The sequence below is a fragment of the Corynebacterium sp. AOP40-4SA-5 genome (assembly GCF_052377355.1).
Taxonomy (GTDB): domain Bacteria; phylum Actinomycetota; class Actinomycetes; order Mycobacteriales; family Mycobacteriaceae; genus Corynebacterium.
In genome coordinates, this window is sequence record NZ_JBQSWS010000015.1 from 1 (window position 1) to 22,384 (window position 22,384).

Sequence of the window (22,384 nt, forward strand, 5' to 3'; positions counted from 1 at the left end):
TGATGCGAGGTGGAAACGGGAATCGAACCCGTCTACACGGTTTTGCAGACCGTTGCCTAAGCCACTCAGCCATTCCACCGTGGCGTCGCCGCCTCGTATCGGATCTCGACCCTACCGACTCGGGAGCCGGAAGAGAAATGAGAACCTGAGCGGATGACGAGACTCGAACTCGCGACCCTAACCTTGGCAAGGTTATGCGCTACCAACTGCGCTACATCCGCAAGCACCGTGTAGTACCGGTGCGCCACAGAACTCTATAGGTTCCGGCTTCCACGCACAAACATGCAGGTGAAGTCGCATATCCAGGCTCAAGGGGAGTCATGGTGAACCCCAACGGTGTGATTCGTCCGCGTTTTGTGGCGGTCCTCGACGGCCCGGTCGGCTCCGTCGGCGTCTCGTAGCCTCCACGCGCCGCGCGCGTCGCCCGCTCGCGCACGCGCGAGGCCGCAGGATGCCCCGAAGTGCAGCACGCCCGGGGCCGCGTCCTGCGCGACGGAGGCGCCATGCCTGCGCCGTCCCCGGGGCGTCCTGACCTGGCGATTTGTACGTAGGCACGGCGAGGGTGATAGATTACCTCTCGTTCCACAGAGGTCCCATAGCTCAGTGGGAGAGCGTTCCGTTCACACCGGAAAGGTCGCTGGTTCAATCCCAGCTGGGACCACCACCGCAAAGCCCCCGGCAGTCACAACGACTGCCGGGGGTTTTGTCGTCGTGGAACGGGTCGGGGGTGAGCTTGGTCATTCGGTGGCGGTCCCGCCGCGGCGGCGCCGTTAAGGTGGGGAATCGACCTCATGCGGGCACTGCCTCCCGCGACCCTGCCGAGCGAAAGGACCCCCATGTCCCGTCTGCCGTCTGCCCGTTCCGACCGTTCCCATGCTGCCCGGGGTGCCCGTGCCGCCCGTGTCGTCGCCGCCCCGGTGCTGGCCGCTGCCATGATCTCCGCCCCCGTCTTCCTCGGTGCCGGGGCGACGGGTGGACTGCCGGTGGCGTCGGCGCACGATGCGATGGTCGGGGCCACACCCGAGCCGGACTCCACGGTCGCCGAGGCGCCGACCAGCATCGAGCTGGAGTTCTCCGGCATCCCGCAGGACACCTTCAACACCGTCGCGCTGTCCCGGGACGGCGACGTGGTCCACACCGGCGAACCCACGATCGACGGGCGCATGCTGACCCTGGACATCCCCGACAACGTGGACATGGAGGACGGCACCTACACCGTCGGCTACCAGATCACCTCGTCCGACGGCCACGCCACGCGCGGCGACTACACCTTCAACCTGGGGGAGGCGTCGGCCACCGGTACGTCCGAGGATTCCGATGCTTCCGACGTCTCCGACGAGGCGCAGGACGACGGCCTGCCGGGCTGGGCGATCACGCTGGGCAGCATCGCCGGGGTCATCGTGGTGCTCGGCGCGCTCGTCGTGGCGATCGCACGCTTCCGCAGCATGTCCTCGAACGGCACCGAGGGTACGGACGGCCCTGACGGCTCCGACGGCTCCGACGGTTCCCGGGATTCCGACGACAGGTAAGGTGGTCCTCGACTTACGGCTGTCACCAGGTATGTGACCGCCGCCATCTTTTCCGTGTAAGGAGCACAGCACCCGTGAGTGAATCAGCACTGGACGCCGAACGAGGAGCCGTCACCGCGGCGCCCGTGGTCTTCACCGTCCCCGCCGGCGAGTCCGCCGGGGCGGCCATGCGCCCGTTGGACCTGCCCAACAAGGGCGCCGACGCCATCGTCTGCGTCAAGGACGCCGAGGGGTCCCTGCGCGACCTCGCCTTCGTGCCGGAGACCGACACGGAGGTCACCGCCGTCGCCGCGAACACCGAGGACGGACGCGCTGTCATCCGCCACTCCTGTGCCCACGTGCTGGCACAGGCGGTCCAGCGTGAGTTCCCGGGCACCAAGCTCGGCATCGGCCCGGCGATCGAGAACGGCTTCTACTACGACTTCCAGGTCGACGAGCCCTTCACCCCGGAGGACCTCAAGACGCTCGAGAAGCGCATGAAGAAGATCATCAAGTCCGGTCAGCGCTTCGAGCGTCGGGTCTACGAGTCCACCGAGGCAGCCGCCGAGGAGCTCGCCGCCGAGCCGTTCAAGCTGGAGCTGATCCAGGACAAGGGCAACGTGGACCCGGACTCCGACGAGGCCACCGAGGTCGGTGCCGGCGAACTCACCGCCTATGACAACGTCAACCCGCGCACCAGCGAGGTCGAGTGGTCGGACCTGTGCCGCGGCCCGCACATCCCCACGACCCGCTACATCCCGGCCTTCGCCCTGACCCGGTCCTCGGCCGCCTACTGGCGCGGCGACCAGTCCCGCGAGGGTCTGCAGCGTGTCTACGGCACCGCCTGGGAGTCCAGGGAGGCCCTCGAGGAGCACCAGCACATGCTGGCGGAGGCGGAGAAGCGCGACCACCGTCGTCTCGGCCAGGAGCTTGACCTGTTCAGCTTCCCCGACGACCTGGGCTCCGGCCTGCCGGTCTTCCACCCGGACGGCGGCATCGTCCGCCTGGAGATGGAGGAGCACTCGCGGCGTCGCCACATCGAGGCCGGCTACTCCTTCGTCAACACCCCGCACATCACCAAGGGCGACCTCTACGAGCGTTCCGGGCACCTCGGGTTCTACAAGGACGCGATGTTCCCGCCGATGCAGGCCGACGGTGAGTGGGACGAGGACGGCAACTGCACCAAGCAGCCGCAGGACTACTACCTCAAGCCGATGAACTGCCCGATGCACAACCTGGTCTTCGACTCCCGTGGCCGCTCCTACCGTGAGCTCCCGCTGCGTCTGTTCGAGTTCGGCACGGTGTACCGCTACGAGAAGTCCGGCGTGATCCACGGCCTGACCCGTGCCCGTGGCTTCACGCAGGACGACGCGCACATCTACTGCACCGAGGACCAGCTCGAGGACGAGCTGACCACCGTGCTCGAGTTCGTCATCTCGTTGCTGCGCGACTACGGCCTGGACGACTTCTACCTGGAGCTGTCCACCCGCGACCCGAAGAAGTCCGTGGGCTCGGACGAGATCTGGGAGCGTTCCACCGAGACCTTGCGTCGGGTAGCCACGCAGTCAGGTCTCGAGCTTGTGCCGGATCCGGAGGGTGCGGCGTTCTACGGCCCCAAGATCTCCGTCCAGGCTCGCGACGCCATCGGCCGGACCTGGCAGATGTCCACCGTTCAGCTGGACTTCAACATGCCCGAGCGCTTCAACCTGGAGTACACCGCGCCCGACGGCACGAAGAAGCAGCCGATCATGGTGCACCGTGCGCTATTCGGATCGATCGAGCGCTTCTTCGGCGTGCTGCTCGAGCACTACGCCGGCGCCTTCCCGGCCTGGCTGGCACCGCACCAGGTGACCGGCATCCCGGTGGCCGACGAGTTCGTCGACTACCTGGAGGACATCACCGCCCAGCTGCGCGGGCAGGGCATCCGTGCCGCGGTCGACACCTCCGACGACCGGATGCAGAAGAAGATCCGCAACCACACCACCGGCAAGGTCCCGTTCATGCTGCTGGCCGGCGGACGCGACGTCGAGGCCGGTGCGGTGAGCTTCCGGTTCCTCGACGGCACCCAGGTCAACGGCGTGCCGAAGGACGATGCGGTGCGCATCATCACCGACTGGGTGCGTAGCCGGCGCAATGAGCAGCCGAGTGGAGACAACATTGGCGAGCTCAGCTGACGACCTGTCGCCGGACGGCCTGCAGAGGTTGTGGGCGCCGTACCGCTCGGCCTACATCGGTGAGAAGAGCGGGTCCGGCGAGACCGGTGGGGACACCGGCGCCGACCCGGACGACCCGTTCCTGACGATCCCCGACAAGTCCGACGAGGACGGTCTGATCGTCGCCAGGGGAGCGGAGGTCTTCTGCATCCTGAACCTGTACCCGTACAATCCGGGGCACATGATGGTCCTGCCGTACCGTAGGGTCGCCTCGTACGAGGACCTCACGGACTCCGAGACCGCGGAGTTCGCCGAGTTCACGAAGAAGGCGATCCGGGTGCTGCGGGCGGTCTCCGGGCCGGACGCGCTGAACGTGGGCATGAACCTCGGCCGGGCGTCCGGCGGGTCGGTGCCTGGTCACCTGCACCAGCACATCGTTCCGCGCTGGCAGGGTGACACGAGTTTCATGACCGTGTTGTCCGGCTCGAAGGTGCTGATCCAGGTGCTGGGGGAGACCCGGGAGCTGCTGGCCTCGGCGTGGCAACAGCTCGACTGACACGGAACTGAGAGAATATCGGCGGAGATGAAGTCTGCAAGCACGGCAAGGAGACCTGAAACATGTTGAGCGTTCGTGGACGCCGGCCGGCGGCGGTGGTCATTGAACCGATCGCCCGACGGCTGGTGAACTGGGGAGTGACCCCCAACACCGTGACGATCACCTCGACCACGGTCGCCGTCGTGCTGTCGGTGGCGTTGATCCCCACCGGGCACCACTTCCTCGCCGGCATCCTGCTCGGGATCACGGTGGCCACCGACATGATCGACGGCACCATGGCCCGGATGCTCGGTGGTGGCACCAGGTTCGGTGCCACGCTGGACGCGACCTGCGACCGGATCACCGACGGTGTCCTGTTCGGCGCGATCGCGTGGTGGATGGCCTTCCAGCACGACCACGAGCCCTACAAGGGGCTGTTCGCCGCGGCGCTGGTGATCATGATCGCCAGCCAGGTGACGTCCTACGTCAAGGCCCGTGCGGAGGCCTCGCAGATCAAGGTCGACGGTGGGCTCATCGAGCGCCCGGAGCGCCTGATCATCGGCCTGGTGTCGCTGGGGCTGTCCGGCCTCGGGGTGCCCTACATCCTGGGAGCGGGCCTGATCCTGCTGGCGGTGGGGTCGGTGTACACCGTCTTCGAGCGCCTGGTGATCGTGTCCCGCTCCGACGCGGCGTCCGAGCGCATCGCCCCGCCGACCGGGGCGAAGAGCTATGAAGACACGGCGGACGCAGAGGAAAGCAGGTCACATGAGTGAGGACGCGTCGTTCGCCGAGCGGCTCAGCGCGCTCGGCTACCAGGCCGGATGGGCGCTGACGCGACGGTTGCCGCAGGGACTGGCGGACCGTCTGTTCACCGTCATCGCCGACAGGGTGTCCGGTAACGGGCGGGGTCCGGAGCAGTTGCGGGCGAACCTCGGCCGGGTCGTGGGCGACGAGAACGTGACCCGCGAGCTGGTGCGCGACTCCATGCGGTCCTACATGCGCTACTGGCGCGAGGCCTTCCAGCTTCCCAGCATGGCGGGCCCGGAGTTGGCCGCACGCGTGGCCGCGGGCTTCGACCCGGCGGACGTGGAACGTCTCGACGCGGCACTGGCCCGGGGCAAGGGCGCGGTGCTGAGTCTGCCGCACTCCGGCAACTGGGACATGGCGGGGGTGTGGCTCGTCGACCACTTCGGCCAGTTCGCCACCGTCGCCGAGCGGTTGAAGCCGGAGAGCCTGTTCGAGGCCTTCGTGGAGTTCCGTGAGTCCCTCGGGTTCGAGGTGCTGGCGCTCTCCGGTGGTGAGGCCCCGCCGTTCGGCCGGTTGCGCGAGGTCGTGCGCGCCGGCGGCGTGGTGTGCCTGCTCGGCGAGCGTGATCTCTCGGGCAAGGGGGTCGAGGTGGACTTCCTCGGCGAGCGCACCTCCATGCCGGCCGGCGCGGCGCGGCTGGCGCAAGAGACCGGTGCGGCGCTGATGGTCTTCCACACGTCCTTCACCCCCGACGGCTGGGAGTCCAGTTTCAGCGAGGAACTCGACACCAGCGGCACGCTGGACGAGATCGTCCAGCAGCAGGCGGACGTCTACGCCCGCAACATCACCGCGCACCCGGCGGACTGGCACATGCTGCAGCCCCTGTGGTTCTCCGACCTGTCGGACGCCCGGCGCCGACGCCTCGGCATCACCGGTGATGCCGGTGATGCCGGGGGAGACGGCGCGCGATGAAGATCGGCATGGTGTGCCCCTACTCCTTCGACGAGCCGGGAGGGGTCCAGATCCACGCCGTCGACCTGTGCACCGAGCTCATCCGTCGGGGCCACGAGGTCAGCCTGATCGGGCCGGGCGGGGAGGACGCCGAGGTCCCCGACTTCGTGGAGCTCGGCGGTGCCGCCATCCCGATCCCGTACAACGGGTCGGTCGCCCGGCTGGCATTCGGGCCGTCCACCTGGCGGCACCTGGGTGACTGGATCGACCGGCACGACTTCGACGTGGTGCACATCCACGAACCGAACTCACCGAGTTACTCCATGATCACCCTGGCCAAGGCCGACGGGCCGATCGTGGCGACCTACCACGCCTCGGCGAGCGAGTCCCTGGTCCTCAAGGTCTTCCTGCCGGTGCTGCGTCCCTTCCTGGAACGCATCCAGGGAGGTATCGCCGTGTCCGAGGAGGCGCGACGCTGGCAGGTCGAGATGCTGTCCGGGGATCCGGTGCTCATCCCCAACGGGGTGGACACCGCGACCTACCGGGCGGCCACACCGATGCCCGCGCTCGACCCGGACCGTCCTCGCGTGATGTTCCTCGGCCGGTTCACCGAACCGCGCAAGGGGTTCCCGTTGCTGCTCAAGGCGCTTCCGGGGATCCTGCGGGAGGTGCCGGACGTCGAGGTCGTCGTGGTCGGCGGTGGTGAGACCGAGGAACTTAGGCAGTCGCTGCGCAAGGCGCGGGTGAGTTTCGTGGAGGGCAGCGGCAACGAAGCCGGGGAGGGAGCAGGGCAGGACCGCGCCACCGTGCGCATCCTCGGCCGGCTCAGCGAGGCGGACAAGGCTGCGGCGCTGGCGGCGTCCGACGTCTACGTCGCTCCGAACACCGGCGGCGAGAGTTTCGGCATCGTGCTCGTCGAGGCCATGGCCGCGGGCGCGGCCGTGGTGGCCAGCGACATCCCCGCCTTCAGCGCGGTGACCGACCACGGTCGTGCCGGACGGTTGTTCTCCAACGGCTCGGCACGCGACCTGGCGCGCGCGGTGAAGGACCTGCTCGCCGATGACGGACGGCGCGCGCGTCTCGTCGAGCGCGGTTACGAGCGTAGCCGCGACTTCGACTGGGATCGGGTGACCACCCAGGTCGAACGGGTCTACGAGACGGTCGTCACCGACGGCAGGAAGGTGCGCAGGTCATGATCCCGGTGTGGTTGCTTGTCCTGGTCGTGGTGGTGGCGGTCCTGGCGTTGGTGGGGCTGTGGTTGTCGTTGACCGCCTCGCGGCTCAACCGGCTGCACATCCGCACCGACGCCGCACGTCTGGCGCTCGAGGGGGCGCTGCAGTCGCGCTCCGCGGTGGTCTCCGCGATCCATCCGGACCTGATGCGCAGCGCCGGACGCACCACGTCCGTGGCCCTGCGCGCCGAGGACATGGACGCCCGCTCCGACGCGGAGAACGTCCTGCTGCGGCAACTGCGCGCCGAGGACATCGCCAATCCGGCGTTCGTCGAGGCGTCGGTGAAGGTCGACCTGGCGGCACGGTTCTACAACGACGCCGTCGGCGACACGCGCGACCTGCGGGGACGCCCGGTGATCCGGGTGTTCCGGCTGGCGGGCTCCGCCCCGCTGCCCGCCTACTACGAGGCGATGTCGGTGGGTTCGGAGACGCCCTGACGGGCGTCCGCGATCTGATTCACACCCTGTGGACCGCACGGTCTGTCTTGCCCGGTAGAATGCGCCTTGATCACCATTAGGCTACCGAGATCACTCGAGAATCAGAGGTCATGATGACGCAGAACAGTGCCGACAACGTCGCAGCCAGGGGTACCGGGCGCGTGAAGCGCGGCCTCGCCGACATGCTCAAGGGGGGTGTGATCATGGACGTGGTCACCCCGGAGCAGGCGAAGATCGCCGAGGACGCCGGCGCCACCGCCGTGATGGCACTGGAGCGCGTGCCCGCCGACATCCGCGCCGAGGGCGGCGTGTCACGTATGTCGGACCCCGACATGATCGAGGGCATCGTCGAGGCCGTCACCATCCCGGTGATGGCGAAGGCCCGCATCGGCCACTTCGTCGAGGCGCAGGTGCTCGAGAGCCTCGGGGTCGACTTCATCGACGAGTCCGAGGTCCTCACCCCGGCCGACTACGCCAACCACATCGACAAGTTCGGTTTCACCGTGCCCTTCGTCTGTGGCGCGACGAACCTCGGCGAGGCGCTGCGTCGCATCAACGAGGGTGCGGCGATGATCCGTTCCAAGGGCGAGGCCGGCACCGGCGACGTCTCGAACGCGGTCACCCACATGCGCACCATCCGCGGCGAGATCAACCGGCTGACCTCGATGGCGCCCGATGAGCTCTACGTGGCGGCCAAGGAGCTGCAGGCCCCCTACGAGCTGGTGCGCGAGGTCGCCGAGAACGGCAAGCTGCCCGTGGTGATGTTCACCGCCGGCGGTATCGCCACCCCGGCGGACGCGGCGATGATGATGCAGCTCGGCGCCGAGGGCGTCTTCGTGGGTTCGGGCATCTTCAAGTCCGGCGACCCGGAGAAGCGGGCCCGCGCGATCGTGCAGGCCACGCTCAACTACGAGGACGCCGCCACGGTGGCCTCGGTCTCGCGCGGTCTCGGTGAGGCCATGGTCGGCATCAACGTCGACGAGATCCCGGAGCCCCACCGTCTGGCAGAGCGGGGCTGGTGAATGTCTGACGCCCAGTCTGCCCAGCCTGCCGACGGTCGTCGGCCGCGGATCACCGACGTCCTCGATCTCGAGCAGATCGAGCCGGGGATCTTCCGCGGCCAGGTCATCCCGTCGGCGCTCTCGCGCACCTTCGGTGGCCAGGTGGCTGCACAGTCCCTCGTCGCCGCCACACGCACGGTGGGCGCGGAGTACCGGGTGCACTCGCTGCACGGGTACTTCGTGGGGCCGGGCAACTCGGACCGTCCGACCGTGTACCTCGTCGACGAGGTGCGCAACGGCCGCTCGTTCCGGGTGCGCTCCGTGCGCGCCGTGCAGGACGGCCGGACGTTGTTCGTGATGCAGGCCAGCTTCCACGTACGCGGTGACGAGGGCCCGGAGCATTCGGACATCGTCCGCAAGGTGCCGCCGCCGGAGGAGATCCGTCCGCAGGTGGACTCCGACCGTCCGCTGGTCCGCGCCTTCGCCAAGGACTGGGAGGACTGGGACATCCGCATCGTCCCGCCGGAGATGTGGGAGAAGAGCCCCGGCGCCGCCTCCCAGCAGGTGGTGTGGTTCAAGTCGAAGGTGCCGCTGCCGGACGACGAGACCTTCCACATCTGCACCCTGGCGTACATGTCGGACATGACCCTGCTGGGTTCGGCGCTGGTCCCGCACCGCGACGAGCCGGTCCAGGAGGCGTCGTTGGACCACGCCATGTGGTTCATGCGCCCGTTCCGGGCCGACGAGTGGCTGCTCTACGACCAGTCCTCGCCGTCCGCCCACGGTGGGCGCGCGCTGACCACGGGCCGGATCTTCAACCAGCAGGGCGACCTGGTGGCGACGGTGACCCAGGAGGGTCTTACCCGGTCCCTGGCCGAGGGGAAGCAGTCCGTGCCGATCAAGACCGACCTTCAGGGGAAGTAAGTGAGCGAACGTCCACTCATCGGTGTGCTGGCCCTGCAGGGCGGGGTCGTGGAGCATGTCCGCATGCTGGAGGGCCTGGGCGCGCGCACGCGTCTGGTGCGCCGTCCGGGTCATCTGGAGGGCCTCGACGGCCTCGTGTTCCCCGGTGGGGAGTCCACCACGATGTCGAAGCTCATGGAGCTCGGCGGGATGCTGGAGCCCCTGCGTTCCCTGATCGCCGACGGACTGCCCTGCTTCGGCACGTGCGCTGGCCTGATCCTGCTGGGCAGCGAGATCCTGGACACGCGCGCGGACGCGCACTGCCTGAACGCCCTGGACGTGACGGTGCGCCGCAACGCCTTCGGACGTCAGGTCGACTCCTTCGAGACGGACCTCGACGTCGCCGGCGTCACCGGTGCCACCGGCGACCCGGTGCACGCGGTGTTCATCCGCGCGCCGTGGGTCGAGCGGGTCGGCGAGGACGTCGAGGTGCTGTCCCGCGTCGACGACGGCGGCCCGGCGCACGGTGCCGTCGTCGCGGTCCGTCAGGGCCCCGTCCTGGGGCTGTCCTTCCACCCGGAACTCACCGGCGACGACCGGCTGCACCGGTACTTCCTCACGATGGTGGGGGAGTCAGCGCAGGCGCGGAAGTCACCGCATCACGGGTGAACACGGTGCGGTGAACCGGTGTTTCGGTGTGGTGCACTATCATGGGTTCGTCAAGCACCCGACCAATGGGAGATCAGGTAGACGATGAGCGGCCACTCTAAATGGGCGACAACGAAGCACAAGAAAGCTGCGAATGACGCCAAGCGCGGCAAGGAGTTCGCGAAGCTGATCAAGAACATCGAGGTCGCTGCCCGCACCGGTGGTGGGGACCCGTCGGCGAACCCGACCCTCGACGACATGATCAAGAAGGCCAAGAAGGCTTCGGTCCCCAACGACAACATCGAGCGCGCCCGCAAGCGCGGCTCCGGCGAGGAGGCCGGCGGTGCGGACTGGGAGACCATCGTCTACGAGGGTTACGGTCCCAACGGTGTCGCGGTGCTCATCGAGTGCCTCACCGACAACCGCAACCGCGCCACCACGGACGTGCGTACCGCGATGAACAAGAACGGCGGGAACATGGCGGACGCCGGTTCGGTGTCCTACCTGTTCGAGCGCAAGGGTGTCGTGATCCTGGACAAGGCCGACCACACCGAGGACGACCTGCTCATGGCCGTGCTCGACGCGGGCGCAGACGAGGTCAACGACCTCGGCGAGAAGTTCGAGATCGTCTCCAGCCTGTCCGACCTGACCAACGTGCGCAGCGCGCTGGACGAGAACGGCATCGAGTACGACTCCGCCGACCCGGACTACCGGGCCGACGTCGAGGTCCCGTTGGACGCCGAGGGCGCGAAGAAGATCTTCCGCCTCATCGACGTCCTCGAGGAGTCCGACGACGTCCAGGACGTGTTCACGAACATGGACGTCTCCGACGAGGTCCTGGCGGAACTCGACGCCTGACGTCCCGCTACCCGCCGAAGGGCGGGCCGACGACCAGCAGGCCGCCGAAGACGAGCAGCACGACCACGGCGAGGGTTCCGGCGGACAGGTAGGGACGTCCCACCAGTACCGCGAGGATCCGGTCGCCGAGGGGTGCCCCGGGGCCGGCCTCGGTACGCCACGGGCCGTCCAGCCCACCCCGGTTGGCCACGGCCATCTCGAAGGGGACGGTGGCGAAGGGGACGACGGCGGAGAACAGGCCCAGGATGCCCTGGCCGGCACTCCAGCGGTTGTTCATCCACACGAGGACGGTCACCACGACGAAGGCCAGGAAGGCCAGTCCGTGGATCGGGCCGGCGGCGGAGACACCTGCCTCGGTCACGCCGGTGTACTTGAGGATCATCCCGAGGATCAGCAGCCCCCAGGTCACGGCCTCGATGATTGCGGTGGTCCGGTATATTTTCAGAGGAGTCATCGGCTGCTGATGCTACCCGACGCCGCGGTGCCGGTCATAAGTCACGTTGGGGGAGTTCGCGGCACGTGGCCCGCGGCTTTCGTACAGGTGTGCTATGTTCAGGTCGCGAAGGTGTGCACGGGCGATCATGGTGAGGAGCAGACAGGTGACAGGGCAACCACGCTCCACCCCGGCGGCGCAGGGACTGCTCGTGATGGGTATCGACCCTGGTCTGACCCGGTGTGGGCTGTCGGTGGTGCGTTCCGGTCAGGGGCGCTCCGTGGTGCCGGTCGCCGTGGGTGTGGTGCGCACGCCGGCGGAGGTCGAGCTTCCCCAGCGGCTGCGCCGGCTTTCCGAGGCGGTCGAGAGCTGGATGGACGACTACCGTCCGGACGTGGTGGCCATTGAACGAGTTTTCGAACGCGGGAACGTGTCCACCGTGATGAACACCGCTCACGCCGTCGGGGTACTCATGCTCAGCGCCGCGCGCCGCAACCTGCCCGTGCACCAGTACACCCCCAGCGAGGTCAAGAAGGCGGTCTCCGGCAACGGCCGGGCCGACAAACGCCAGATGACCAACATGATCACCCGCATCCTCGGACTGTCGGAACCGCCGAAACCCGCGGACGCCGCCGACGCCCTCGCGCTGGCGGTGTGTCACTGCTGGCGTTCGCCGTACCAGGCCCTGGTCTCAGATGCCTCAGACTCGAAAGGTTCATAAGTGATTGCTTCATTGAGGGGCACCGTCATCGACAAGAGGCTCGACTCCGTGGTGATCGAGTGCGCCGGCGTCGGCTACCAGTGCCAGGCGACGACCCCGACGTTGGCCACCCTGCCGCGCGGGGAGGAGGTCTTCGTGCTGACCACCATGGTGGTGCGTGAGGACTCGCAGACCCTGTTCGCGTTCCCGGACGTCGCCTCGCGCGAGGTCTTCGGCCTGCTGCAGTCGGTGTCGGGCGTGGGCGCCCGCCTGGCCATGGGCGTGATGTCGGTGCTCGACCCGGCCGAGTTGTCCCGTGCCGTCACCGAGGGCGACGTCAAGGCCCTGCAGCGCGCCCCGGGGGTCGGCAAGCGGCTTGCCGAGCGCATGGCCGTGGACCTCAAGGGCAAGCTCGACGGGTACGCCGTCGCGCCCACCGCGACAGCGGCCGATGGTGGCGTGGGGCAGGACGAGCCGCTCGCCGACGCGGTGCCCGGTCAGGTCGTCGACGCACTCACCGGCCTCGGCTTCACCGAACGTGACGCGGAGAAGGCCGTACGCGAGATCAGCGCGACTGGTGCAGACGGCGACGGCGGTGCTGCCGAGCCCGCGGACACCGCCACCGTCCTGCGCCGGGCGCTCGCCCACCTCGGTGGCCGACGGTAGCGTGGGCACCGGTACAAGAAGGAGAACAGATGGGTGACATCGAACGCACCGAGTTCGACACCGGCTCGGCCGGGGTGACGAACAGCGGGGGAGGCGCAGGGTTCGGCGGCAGCGGCAGCGGCGTCAACGAGGACCTCTCGCCGACGCCCCAGCCCGGGGAGGGCGACGCCGAGCTCTCGCTGCGTCCTCGCTCACTGGGCGAGTTCATCGGCCAGCCGAAGGTCCGCAGCCAGCTGGAGCTGGTCCTCGGCGGGGCGAAGGCGCGCAACGTCGCCCCCGACCACGTGCTGCTCGCCGGGCCTCCCGGGCTCGGTAAGACGACCATGGCCATGATCATCGCCCAGGAACTCGGCTCCTCGGTCCGCATGACGTCGGGGCCGGCCCTGGAACGCGCCGGCGACCTCGCGGCGATGCTGTCGAACCTCATCGAGGGCGACGTCCTGTTCATCGACGAGATCCACCGCATGGCCCGCCCGGCGGAGGAGATGCTCTACATGGCGATGGAGGACTTCCGGATCGACGTGATCGTGGGCAAGGGGCCCGGGGCTACCTCGATCCCGATCGAACTGCCGCAATTCACCCTCGTCGGCGCCACCACGCGTGCCGGCATGCTCACCGGGCCGCTGCGCGACCGCTTCGGCTTCACCGCGCAGATGGAGTTCTACGACACCGCCGACCTCACCCGTGTGGTCACCCGCGCCGCCGGCATCCTCGGGGTAACCGTGACCGCGGACGCCGCCGTGGAGATCGCCTCCCGGTCGCGGGGCACCCCGCGTATCGCCAACCGCCTGCTGCGCCGCGTGCGTGACTACGCCGAGGTCGAGGGTGACGGGACGATCAGCGTGGACGTCGCCCGCGCCGCGCTGCAGATCTTCGACGTCGACGAGCTCGGTCTCGACCGGCTCGACCGGGCGGTCCTGGACGCTCTGGTGCGTGGCCACAACGGTGGTCCCGTCGGGGTGAACACCCTGGCGGTCGCGGTGGGGGAGGAACCCACCACCGTCGAGGAGGTCTGCGAGCCCTACCTGGTGCGGGCCGGTATGGTCTCGCGCACGCCCCGCGGGAGGACCGCCACGCCGGCGGCCTGGCGGCACCTCGGACTGGAACAACCGGCCGATAGGTGACCAAACACCCGTGTGGCAGACTGGCCGCATGGAACCCTTTCTTCTGATTCTGATTGTCCTTGTCTTCCTCGGCCTGCCCGTCCTGTCGATGCGTAAGCAGTCGAAGCAGATCAATCAGATCAAGACCTTCCAGTCACAGCTGGAACCCGGAATGATCGTGCAGATGACCTCGGGCATCCACGCCCGGCTCGTCGAGGTGGGCACCACCACCGTCGACGTCGAGCTCGCACCCGGCGTGACCACCACCTGGGACCGCACCGCCGTGCTCAAGCTGGTGGAGACCGACCAGGGTGGCGAGGCCGACGGGGCCGTCGAGGAGAACGTCGTGGCCGAGGAAGCTCCGGCCTCCGAGTTCGAGAACTTCGACACCGTGGAGCCCTTCGAGGACCGTCAGGACGAGGCCATGGACAACCCGTTCAACGGCGACGAGCGTAAGGACGACGGCGACACGCCCCGGTCGTAACCGGTCCCGCCACCTCAGTTCCTTCCCCACACACCCCTCCGGTGAGACCGTGATGACCCACGTTGCCAGCCGGAGGGTCTAGACTCAGTCGACGACATGGCGGTGGTTCTTTTGTCATGCCCATGTTGCCGACATCCCCGAAACTTCAGGAGTAACCCGAGTGAGTTCCAAGGGCTCAACGGCCGCCAGAGCAAGAAGGTGGCCTAAGCAGGCACTTCTGCTCTTCGTCGCCATCCTGGTCGTGATCTACGGCCTCGTATTCTTCACCGGTGACAAGAGCCCCACGCCGAAGCTGGGCATCGACCTGCAAGGCGGTACCCGGGTCACCCTGGTGCCACAGGGCGAGGAGCCCACCAGCGACCAGCTGAGCCAGGCACGCCGGATCCTCGAGGAACGTGTCAACGGCATGGGTGTCAGTGGCGCCCAGGTCGTCTCCGACGGCAACTCCCTTGTCATCACCGTTCCCGGCGAGGACTCCTCCGAGGCACGCACCCTGGGCCAGACCTCCCAGATGCTCTTCCGTCCGGTGATGCAGGGCGGTATGCCCGAGGACGGTCTCAACGACGTCCTCACCGAGATGGCCGACCGCTGGGTCGAGACCGGGATTCTCACCGCCGACGAGGCGGACCAGAAGCTCGAGGACGCCATGGCGACCGTCGAGCAGATGGGTATGGAGACCCCGGAGGACACCCCGACCGTCACCGCGCAGGAACCGGCCGAGCCGGCCAACTCCATCGAGGAGGCCGACCGGCGCCAGGAGACCACCGAGGTGATGCGTGAGGACCGCCAGTCCGAGGACACCAACACCCAGATCGCCGCCTCCTTCCTCATGACCTGCTCGGACGGCGTCGACCCGCTCGCCGGTGCCGACGACGCCGCCAAGCCGCTGGTCAGCTGCAGCGAGGGTCAGCCGATCCTGCTGGAGCCGGCCCCGCTGCTCAATGGCCAGGAGGACGAGGAGAACGGGACCCGCCTCACCGGTGACATGATCGACACCGATTCGCAGATCTTCGGCGGACTGGACTCCGAGACCGGCCAGATCAAGATCACCTTCCGGTTCAAGACCGGCGACGCCACCCCCGGTGGCGAGACCTGGCAGCGCATCGGGCAGGAGTACGCCCAGCAGCAGGTCGCCATCACCCTCGACAGCCAGGTGCTCTCCGCACCGACGATGCAGTCGCCGACGCCCCCCGGCCGCGACTCCGAGATCACCGGTGACTTCACCGAGAGCGAGGCGTCCGACCTCGCCAACAACCTGCGCTACGGCGCGCTGCCGCTCAGCTTCACCGGCGAGAACGGTGAGCAGGGCGGTACGGCCGAGACGATCTCGCCGACGATGGGTACCGCCGCACTGCAGGCCGGTCTCATCGCCGGTCTGGTCGGCCTGGTCCTCGTCGCGCTCTGGTCGCTGATCTACTACCGCGGCTTCGGTGTCGTCGCCGTGTTCTCGTTGATCGCCTCGGGTCTGCTGATCTACGGTGCCCTGGTCCTGCTGGGCCGGTGGATCGACTACAGCCTGGACCTGGCCGGCATCGCCGGTCTGATCATCGGTATCGGTACGACCGCGGACTCTTTCGTGGTCTACTTCGAACGCATCAAGGACATGATCCAACAGGGGCACAGTTTCCGGTCCGCGGTGCCACGCGCCTGGAAGCGGGCGCGTGCCACGATCATCACGGGCAACGTGGTGTCCATCGTCGCCTCCCTGGTCCTGTACTTCGTGGCCGTCGGCGACGTCAAGGGCTTCGCCTTCACCCTGGGTCTGTCCACCGTCTTCGACGTGGTCATCGCCTTCCTGGTCACCGCACCGCTGGTGATCCTGATGTCGCGCTCGGAGAAGTTCGCCTCGCCGAAGCTCAACGGCCTGCACTCGGCCTTCCGCTCGGCGGAACGCCGCCGCGCCGGCCAGCTGGCCGAAGGCTCCGAGCCCGTGACGGTCCCCGACAGCGAGCCGGACGGAGAACCCGACGGCGATCCGGACAGCGCTCCACAGGACGGCCCTGCGTCCTCCACTGAGAACGGAAAGGACCAGTGAGCATGAACGCGACGACTGAAACCACGTCTTCCAACACGTCTTCCACCGCGCCTACCCCCAAGCCCGCCGGTATCCTCGAGAAGACCTATAACGGCGAGGCCAACTTCGCCTTCGTCGGCAAGCGGCGCCGCTGGTACTGGATCTACGCGCTGCTGACCTTGCTGTGCTTCCTGGTCATCGCGATCAAGGGCTTCACCTTGGGCATCGACCTGGAGGGTGGCACGAAGCTGACCATGCCGCCGTCCAACGGTGCCACCGAGACCTCGGTCACCGAGGTCGTCGAGGACGCCACCGGTGTGACACCGCAGTCGGTGCAGACCGTGGGCAGCGGCAACAGCCAGAGCATCGAGGTCGCCTCCGAGCGTCTGTCGGACGAGCAGATCCGTGAGGCACGGGTCGCGCTCTACGATGAGTTCGAGCCGACCGACCAGACCGGCCAGCCCAGCCCCGACGCCATCAGCGACTCCACCGTGTCGGAGTCCTGGGGCCAGTCGGTCACCGAACGCATGGTCATCGGCATGGTGGTGTTCCTGGCGATCGTCTTCGTCTACATCACCATCCGCATGGAGCGCGACATGGCGATCTCCGCGATCGTCACCCTGCTGCTGGACGGCATCTTCGTCGCCGGCATCTACTCGCTCGTCGGATTCGAGGTCTCACCGGCCACGATCATCGGCCTGCTGACGATTCTGGCGTACTCGCTCTACGACACCGTGATCGTGTTCGACAAGGTCCACGAGAACACGCAGGACGTGTTCAGCTCGACGCGCTCCACCTACGGTGAACAGGTCAACCTGGCGATCAACCAGACGGTGATGAGGTCGTTGAACACCTCGCTGTTCTCCGTGGTCCCGATTGCCTCGCTGCTGGTCGTGGCGGTGTGGCTGATGGGTGTCGGCACGCTCAAGGACCTGGCCCTGGTCCAGTTCGTGGGCGTGATCGCCGGTACCTTCAGCTCGATCTACTTCTCGGCGCCGCTGCTGGTGACCCTGAAGAGCCGCCAGAAGAAGATGGTCGAGCACGACCGCAAGGTCGCCCGCGCCCGCGAACTCGCCGCGGACCGCAGCGTCGTACCGGCGGACCAGTCCGCTGCTGACGCCTCCGGCGACGAGGCCGCGCAGGACGGCCCGGCCGCCGAAGCGGCCGACGAGCAGCCGCGGCGCACCGTCACGTTGCCGCCGCACTCGCACGGCGGGGACACCGAACCCGGTCAGGACAGGGGCCGCACCTGGCGGCCCGGGATGTAATCTCACAAGGAAAGACAGGACGATGACGCATCGATTCCGCCGTCCGGCGGCTCTCCTCACGGCCACGGCGGTGGCCTTCGGGGTGGTGGCGTGCTCCTCCGACGACGGAGTCGAGGACGCGTCCGACCCGCTGTTCGGCTACGCACTGCCACGCCCGATCGTGACCCTCAACGCCGCGAGCGCCCAGGGCGCGGCGACCGATGCGGCGAAGGTGTCCGCACGCCTGTACCCGGGCTCCTACCTCACCGGGCCGGACGGACGGCTGTTGCCGAACACCGACCTGGTGAGGGCGACGCCCTCGGCGGACAACGGCGACATCGTCAACTACCGGATCAGCGACCAGGTGACCTACTCCGACGGCGCCCCGGTGGTCTGCGACGACTTCCTGCTGACGTGGGTGGCATCGAAGTACCCGGACCTGTTCTCCTCCGACCTGGGCCTGACCGCCCGGGTCAAGGACTTCAACTGCGACGCCGGTCAGCGTGACTTCAGCATCGAGTTCGACCGGGGCATGGGCAGCCGTTACCGCGAGCTGTTCAGTGTCGGCGAGGTTCTGCCCTCGCACACCGTGGCCGAGCGCGCCGGCGTGTACGACGTGGTCGGTGCCATCGACACCGGCGACCAGGATGCTCTGGCCGACCTGGGCCGGGAGTGGAGCTCCACCTTCCGCGTCGCCGAGACCGACCCCTCGCAGGTCCCGACCTACGGGCCGTACCGGGTGGCCTCCCGTGGTGAGGACGGCTCCCTGGCGCTCACCGTCAACCCGGAGTGGACCGGGGTGCGCCCCGGTCTGGACGAGGTCGTGATGTGGTCGGGTCCCGGTGCCGGCATCGAGGGACCCGACTTCGAGCAGCTCTCCTCGGACTACCGGCTCTACGTCGCCGACGTCCCCCCTGAGACCGACCCGGTGGCCGCGGGCCTCGAGGTCGCTCCGGAGACAGGGACGCAGACGGCGACTGACACGGCAACCGAGACCGGTGCACCGTCCAGCGAGACGACCGGCAGCGATGACGCCGACGGTGCCGACGGTGCAGAGGACGGTGATGACGGCATCCGGGCGGACACCGACGAGACCGCCCCGGACCTCTCGGACTCCGACGACGTCTCCGGACGCTTCGCCGTGACCCGTGGCTCCGGCACCCGTGTCGACGGTCTGACGCTGTCGGACAGCGGCATCTTCGACTCCGCGGAGAACCGGCGCGCCTTCGCGCGCTGCGTGGACCGCAGTGCGGTGGCCGACGCGGTGAAGTCGGAGTCCGGCATCACCGTCGACGAGGCACCCTTCCGGCTGATCGCCCCCGGCGCCCAGGCAGGGGAGAACCTCGGCGACATCGCCGCCCGCAACAACAACACCGACACCGCGCCGACCACCGACCGCCTGGGCGGGACGACCGTGCGCGTCGGCTACTTCTCCGACGTGGCACGCTACCGGGCGATGGTCGACACCCTCGTCGAGTCCTGCTCCGCCGCGGACGTGACCGTGGTGCCGGTCCCGCTGGGTGTCGACGACCTCGACGGCCTCGGCACCGACTACGACGCCCTGCTGGAGACCCGGTCGACCTTCGGCCAGAACCCGCAGGTCTCGTTCCCGGCGTCGTCGGGCGCCTCGGGCACGGCCACGGTCAGCCAGCTGCGTGACGCCGAGAACGTCCTGGCGGACTCGACGGCGACCGTGCCGTTGACCGCCGAGCCCCGCTCGGTTGCGGTGGACCGTGGCCTGTCCAACGTGGTCGACAACCCCGGCGAGACCGGCATGAGCTGGAACATGGACCGCTGGGTCTCCCCGGACTTCCCGACGACCTCGGCACCGACCACGGCGCCGACCGAGCCCAGCAGCAGCAACAGTGACGACAGTGACGACAGTGAAAACAGTGAGGACGAGCAGTGACTGACTACCCGGACGCCAGGACCGCCCTGGCGGCCAAGACCCGACACGTCCCGGACTTCCCGGGGCCCGGGATCGTCTTCCAGGACCTGACCCCCGTCCTCGCCGACGGAACGGCCTTCCGCACGATCGTCACCGAGATGGCCGACGTCTGCCGCGAGTTCGACATCGACGTCGTCGCCGGCCTCGACGCCCGCGGCTTCCTGCTCGGCTCCGCGGTCGCCCTGCAACTCGGTGTCGGTGTGCTCGCGCTGCGCAAGGCGGGCAAGCTCCCGCCGCCGGTGTTCCACCAGGACTACGCCCTGGAGTACGGCACCGCCGCCCTGGAGATCCCCTCGGAGGGCCTCGACGTGCACGGACGCCGCGTCCTGCTCGTCGACGACGTGCTCGCCACCGGCGGCACGCTGGTCGCCGCACGTGCCCTGCTGGACAAGGCCGGCGCGATCACCGTGGGTGTCGCCGTGGCCCTGGAGGTCCCGGAACTGCAGGGTGCGAAACGTTTGGGGGACCTTCCGTTGTACGTGGTTTCCCGCGGACAGTAGGCTTGTCGTTCACACGCTGCACACAGTAGGGAAACGGTGAGGCATGACGAACGAGAAGAACTCGCTGTGGATGGCCGCGCGTATCGCGCGCAGCCTCACCGGCAAGAGCAGGATCAACCCCGTGCTGGGGCCGCTGATCGCCGTGCACCGGCGCTACCACCCCAAGGCCGACGTCGAGATCCTCAGCCGCGCCTACACCACCGCAGAACGCCTGCACTCCGGGGTGCTGCGTAAGTCGGGGGAGCCCTACATCACCCACCCGCTTGCCGTGGCGACCATCGCCGCGGAGATCGGCATGGACACCACCACGCTGGTCGCCGCGCTGCTGCACGACACGGTCGAGGACACCGACTATTCCCTCGACGACCTCACCGCCGACTTCGGCGCCGAGGTCACCCAGCTGGTGGACGGGGTGACCAAGCTGGACAAGGTCGCCCTGGGTTCCGCGGCCGAGGCCGAGACGATCCGCAAGATGATCGTGGCCATGGCCCACGACCCGCGCGTGCTGGTGATCAAGGTCGCCGACCGGCTGCACAACATGCGCACGATGCGTTTCCTGCCGCCGGAGAAGCAGGCCAAGAAGGCCCGGCAGACCCTGGAGGTCATCGCACCGCTGGCGCACCGCCTGGGCATGGCCACGATCAAGTGGGAGCTGGAGGACCTGTCCTTCGCGATCCTGTACCCGAAGAAGTACGAGGAGATCGTCCGGCTCGTCGCCGACCGTGCGCCCAAGCGTGACCAGTACCTGGCGAAGGTCATCAACGACATCCAGTCCACGCTGCGCGACTCGCACATCACCGCCGAGGTGGTGGGCCGGCCGAAGCACTACTGGTCGATCTACCAGAAGATGATCGTGCGCGGCCGCGACTTCGACGAGATCTTCGACTTGGTGGGCATCCGCATCCTCGTCGACGAGATCCGCGACTGCTACGCCGCCGTCGGCGCGGTGCACTCGCAGTACCAGCCGATGCCCGGCCGGTTCAAGGACTACATCTCCCAGCCGCGCTTCGACGTGTACCGCTCGCTGCACACCACGGTCATCGGGCCGGACGCCAAGGTGCTGGAGGTGCAGATCCGTACCCACGAGATGCATTACCAGGCGGAGTACGGCATCGCCGCCCACTGGCGCTACAAGGAGACCAAGGGCTCGCACAAGGGCGACGCCGCCGAGGTCGACCAGATGGCGTGGATGCGTCAGCTGCTCGACTGGCAGAAGGAGGCCGCGGACCCCAACGAGTTCCTGGACTCGCTGCGCTACGACCTCTCGACGACCCAGATCTTCGTGTTCACCCCCCGTGGCGACGCGGTGACACTGCCCACGGACGCCACCCCGGTGGACTTCGCCTACGCGGTGCACACCGAGGTCGGCCACCGGTGCATCGGTGCGAAGGTCAACGGCAAGCTGGTCGCGTTGGAGTCGCCGCTCAAGACCGGCGACAAGGTGGAGATCTTCACCTCGAAGGACTCGACCGCGGGTCCGTCGAAGGACTGGGAGAAGTTCGTGGTCTCCCCGCGGGCGCGTAACCGCATCCGCACCTGGTTCAACAAGGAGCGCCGCGAGGAGACCCTGGAGAAGGGCAAGGAGGCTCTGGCGGCCGAGGCGCAGCGTACGGGTATCCCGTTGCAGCGTCTGGTGACGGCCACGGCGTTGCGCACGGTGGCTACGCAGCTCTCCCGCGATTCCGTGGACGACCTGTACGACGCCATCGGCAAGGGCGGGGTCACCGCCGGGCATGTGGTCCACATGCTGCAGGACATCTACCAGGGCGACGCCGACGAGGACGACCAGCCGGTCGCCCCGGCCCCCGCGGTGCGTCGCACGACCCCGCAGCAGCAGGTCCAGTCCGGCCGTGGTGACGGCTCCGGTGTGCTGGTGCAGGGCAACTCGGATTTCTCGGCGAAGCTCGCCAAGTGCTGTACCCCGGTGCCCGGCGACGAGATCTTCGGCTTCATCACCAAGGGTGGCGGGGTGTCGGTGCACCGTACGGACTGCACCAACTCCGAGAAGCTGCACTCAGAGCCGGAGCGCCTCATCGACGTGGCGTGGGCCTCGGACGTGCGCGACGCGGTCTTCGTGGTCACCCTGCAGATCGAGGGCCTGGACCGCACGGGCCTGCTCAGCGAGGTCACTCGTGTGGTCAGTGAACAGAAGGTGCCGATCATCGCCACGAGCACTCACGTGGCGGAGGACCGGGTGGCGATGTGCCGGTTCACCTTCGAGGTGTCGGACACCAAGCAGCTGGGTTACCTGATGAACCAGCTGCGCAACGTGGAGGGCGTCTACGACGTCTACCGCGTCACCACCGGGGGGTAGGA

Annotated in this window: 21 protein-coding genes and 3 tRNA genes; 21 read left to right on the plus strand and 3 right to left on the minus strand. The window is 68.2% G+C overall.

All coding sequences use genetic code 11. From position 1 onward, the window contains the following. Positions 1 to 7: 7 nt before the first annotated feature. Together ACT3S3_RS09920 and ACT3S3_RS09925 are read right to left on the minus strand one after the other, a co-directional pair. A tRNA-Cys gene (locus tag ACT3S3_RS09920) sits at positions 8 to 79 on the minus strand. Between the two features lie 69 nt (positions 80 to 148). Further along, a tRNA-Gly gene (locus ACT3S3_RS09925) sits at positions 149 to 221 on the minus strand. A 368-nt stretch (positions 222 to 589) separates the two neighbouring features. On the opposite strand from ACT3S3_RS09925, the gene ACT3S3_RS09930 reads away from it, so the two are divergent. The 12 genes from ACT3S3_RS09930 to ACT3S3_RS09985 all read left to right on the plus strand — a co-directional run bounded on the left by ACT3S3_RS09930 (position 590) and on the right by ACT3S3_RS09985 (position 10,973). After that, positions 590 to 664, plus strand: a tRNA-Val gene (locus ACT3S3_RS09930). Between the two features lie 172 nt (positions 665 to 836). Then, the gene (locus tag ACT3S3_RS09935; protein ID WP_444626725.1) at positions 837 to 1,529 is read left to right on the plus strand and encodes a copper resistance CopC family protein; all 693 of its coding nucleotides are present in this window, start codon (positions 837 to 839) and stop codon (positions 1,527 to 1,529) included. A 74-nt stretch (positions 1,530 to 1,603) separates the two neighbouring features. Then, positions 1,604 to 3,682: a threonine--tRNA ligase gene (gene thrS / locus ACT3S3_RS09940; protein WP_301442017.1), complete on the plus strand. Its 2,079-nt coding sequence runs from the start codon at positions 1,604 to 1,606 to the stop codon at positions 3,680 to 3,682. Continuing rightward, positions 3,642 to 4,217 (plus strand): HIT family protein, encoded by a 576-nt coding sequence (locus ACT3S3_RS09945; RefSeq protein ID WP_301442018.1) that lies wholly within the window; start codon positions 3,642 to 3,644, stop codon positions 4,215 to 4,217. The genes thrS and ACT3S3_RS09945 overlap by 41 nt, the downstream gene beginning before the upstream one ends. A gap of 62 nt (positions 4,218 to 4,279) precedes the next feature. Next, positions 4,280 to 4,969: a phosphatidylinositol phosphate synthase gene (pgsA, locus tag ACT3S3_RS09950; RefSeq protein WP_301442019.1), complete on the plus strand. Its 690-nt coding sequence runs from the start codon at positions 4,280 to 4,282 to the stop codon at positions 4,967 to 4,969. Beyond that, entirely contained in the window at positions 4,962 to 5,915 is a 954-nt protein-coding gene (locus tag ACT3S3_RS09955; RefSeq protein ID WP_301442020.1) for a phosphatidylinositol mannoside acyltransferase, read from the plus strand. The genes pgsA and ACT3S3_RS09955 overlap by 8 nt, the downstream gene beginning before the upstream one ends. After that, positions 5,912 to 7,090: a glycosyltransferase family 4 protein gene (locus tag ACT3S3_RS09960; protein ID WP_301442021.1), complete on the plus strand. Its 1,179-nt coding sequence runs from the start codon at positions 5,912 to 5,914 to the stop codon at positions 7,088 to 7,090. Before ACT3S3_RS09955 ends, ACT3S3_RS09960 begins: the two co-directional genes overlap by 4 nt. After that, entirely contained in the window at positions 7,087 to 7,563 is a 477-nt protein-coding gene (locus ACT3S3_RS09965) for a hypothetical protein (protein ID WP_301442022.1), read from the plus strand. The genes ACT3S3_RS09960 and ACT3S3_RS09965 overlap by 4 nt, the downstream gene beginning before the upstream one ends. Positions 7,564 to 7,676: 113 nt before the next feature. Beyond that, on the plus strand, positions 7,677 to 8,585 hold the full coding sequence (gene pdxS / locus ACT3S3_RS09970; RefSeq protein WP_301442038.1) for a pyridoxal 5'-phosphate synthase lyase subunit PdxS: 909 nt from the start codon (positions 7,677 to 7,679) through the stop codon (positions 8,583 to 8,585). Continuing rightward, entirely contained in the window at positions 8,586 to 9,488 is a 903-nt protein-coding gene (locus ACT3S3_RS09975; RefSeq protein ID WP_301442023.1) for an acyl-CoA thioesterase, read from the plus strand. Next, positions 9,489 to 10,136, plus strand: coding sequence for a pyridoxal 5'-phosphate synthase glutaminase subunit PdxT (pdxT, locus tag ACT3S3_RS09980; RefSeq protein ID WP_444626728.1), 648 nt, complete (start codon positions 9,489 to 9,491; stop codon positions 10,134 to 10,136). An 84-nt stretch (positions 10,137 to 10,220) separates the two neighbouring features. After that, entirely contained in the window at positions 10,221 to 10,973 is a 753-nt protein-coding gene (locus ACT3S3_RS09985; protein ID WP_301442025.1) for a YebC/PmpR family DNA-binding transcriptional regulator, read from the plus strand. A 7-nt stretch (positions 10,974 to 10,980) separates the two neighbouring features. On the opposite strand, the gene ACT3S3_RS09990 is transcribed toward ACT3S3_RS09985, so the two are convergent. Further along, positions 10,981 to 11,427, minus strand: a complete 447-nt coding sequence (locus ACT3S3_RS09990) for a DUF3817 domain-containing protein (RefSeq protein WP_301442026.1) — start codon at positions 11,425 to 11,427, stop codon at positions 10,981 to 10,983. A 127-nt stretch (positions 11,428 to 11,554) separates the two neighbouring features. Between ACT3S3_RS09990 and ruvC the strand changes: the two genes are divergently transcribed. From ruvC to ACT3S3_RS10035, 9 genes are all read left to right on the plus strand, one after another. After that, the gene (ruvC, locus tag ACT3S3_RS09995) at positions 11,555 to 12,127 is read left to right on the plus strand and encodes a crossover junction endodeoxyribonuclease RuvC (protein ID WP_367620291.1); all 573 of its coding nucleotides are present in this window, start codon (positions 11,555 to 11,557) and stop codon (positions 12,125 to 12,127) included. After that, positions 12,128 to 12,772: a Holliday junction branch migration protein RuvA gene (gene ruvA / locus ACT3S3_RS10000; RefSeq protein WP_444626729.1), complete on the plus strand. Its 645-nt coding sequence runs from the start codon at positions 12,128 to 12,130 to the stop codon at positions 12,770 to 12,772. 29 nt (positions 12,773 to 12,801) lie between these two features. After that, a complete protein-coding gene (ruvB, locus tag ACT3S3_RS10005) occupies positions 12,802 to 13,896 on the plus strand; it encodes a Holliday junction branch migration DNA helicase RuvB (RefSeq protein WP_301442028.1) in 1,095 nt (364 codons plus the stop codon). Between the two features lie 28 nt (positions 13,897 to 13,924). Continuing rightward, positions 13,925 to 14,359 (plus strand): preprotein translocase subunit YajC, encoded by a 435-nt coding sequence (gene yajC / locus ACT3S3_RS10010; RefSeq protein ID WP_301442029.1) that lies wholly within the window; start codon positions 13,925 to 13,927, stop codon positions 14,357 to 14,359. 160 nt (positions 14,360 to 14,519) lie between these two features. Further along, a complete protein-coding gene (gene secD, locus ACT3S3_RS10015; RefSeq protein WP_444626731.1) occupies positions 14,520 to 16,394 on the plus strand; it encodes a protein translocase subunit SecD in 1,875 nt (624 codons plus the stop codon). A gap of 2 nt (positions 16,395 to 16,396) precedes the next feature. After that, positions 16,397 to 17,641 (plus strand): protein translocase subunit SecF, encoded by a 1,245-nt coding sequence (secF, locus tag ACT3S3_RS10020; protein ID WP_444626732.1) that lies wholly within the window; start codon positions 16,397 to 16,399, stop codon positions 17,639 to 17,641. A 22-nt stretch (positions 17,642 to 17,663) separates the two neighbouring features. Further along, positions 17,664 to 19,529: an ABC transporter substrate-binding protein gene (locus ACT3S3_RS10025; RefSeq protein WP_444626734.1), complete on the plus strand. Its 1,866-nt coding sequence runs from the start codon at positions 17,664 to 17,666 to the stop codon at positions 19,527 to 19,529. Beyond that, positions 19,526 to 20,068, plus strand: coding sequence for an adenine phosphoribosyltransferase (locus ACT3S3_RS10030; RefSeq protein WP_301442033.1), 543 nt, complete (start codon positions 19,526 to 19,528; stop codon positions 20,066 to 20,068). The genes ACT3S3_RS10025 and ACT3S3_RS10030 overlap by 4 nt, the downstream gene beginning before the upstream one ends. A gap of 43 nt (positions 20,069 to 20,111) precedes the next feature. After that, complete coding sequence (locus ACT3S3_RS10035) at positions 20,112 to 22,382, plus strand: RelA/SpoT family protein (protein WP_301442034.1); 2,271 nt, start codon at positions 20,112 to 20,114, stop codon at positions 22,380 to 22,382. Positions 22,383 to 22,384: the final 2 nt, after the last annotated feature.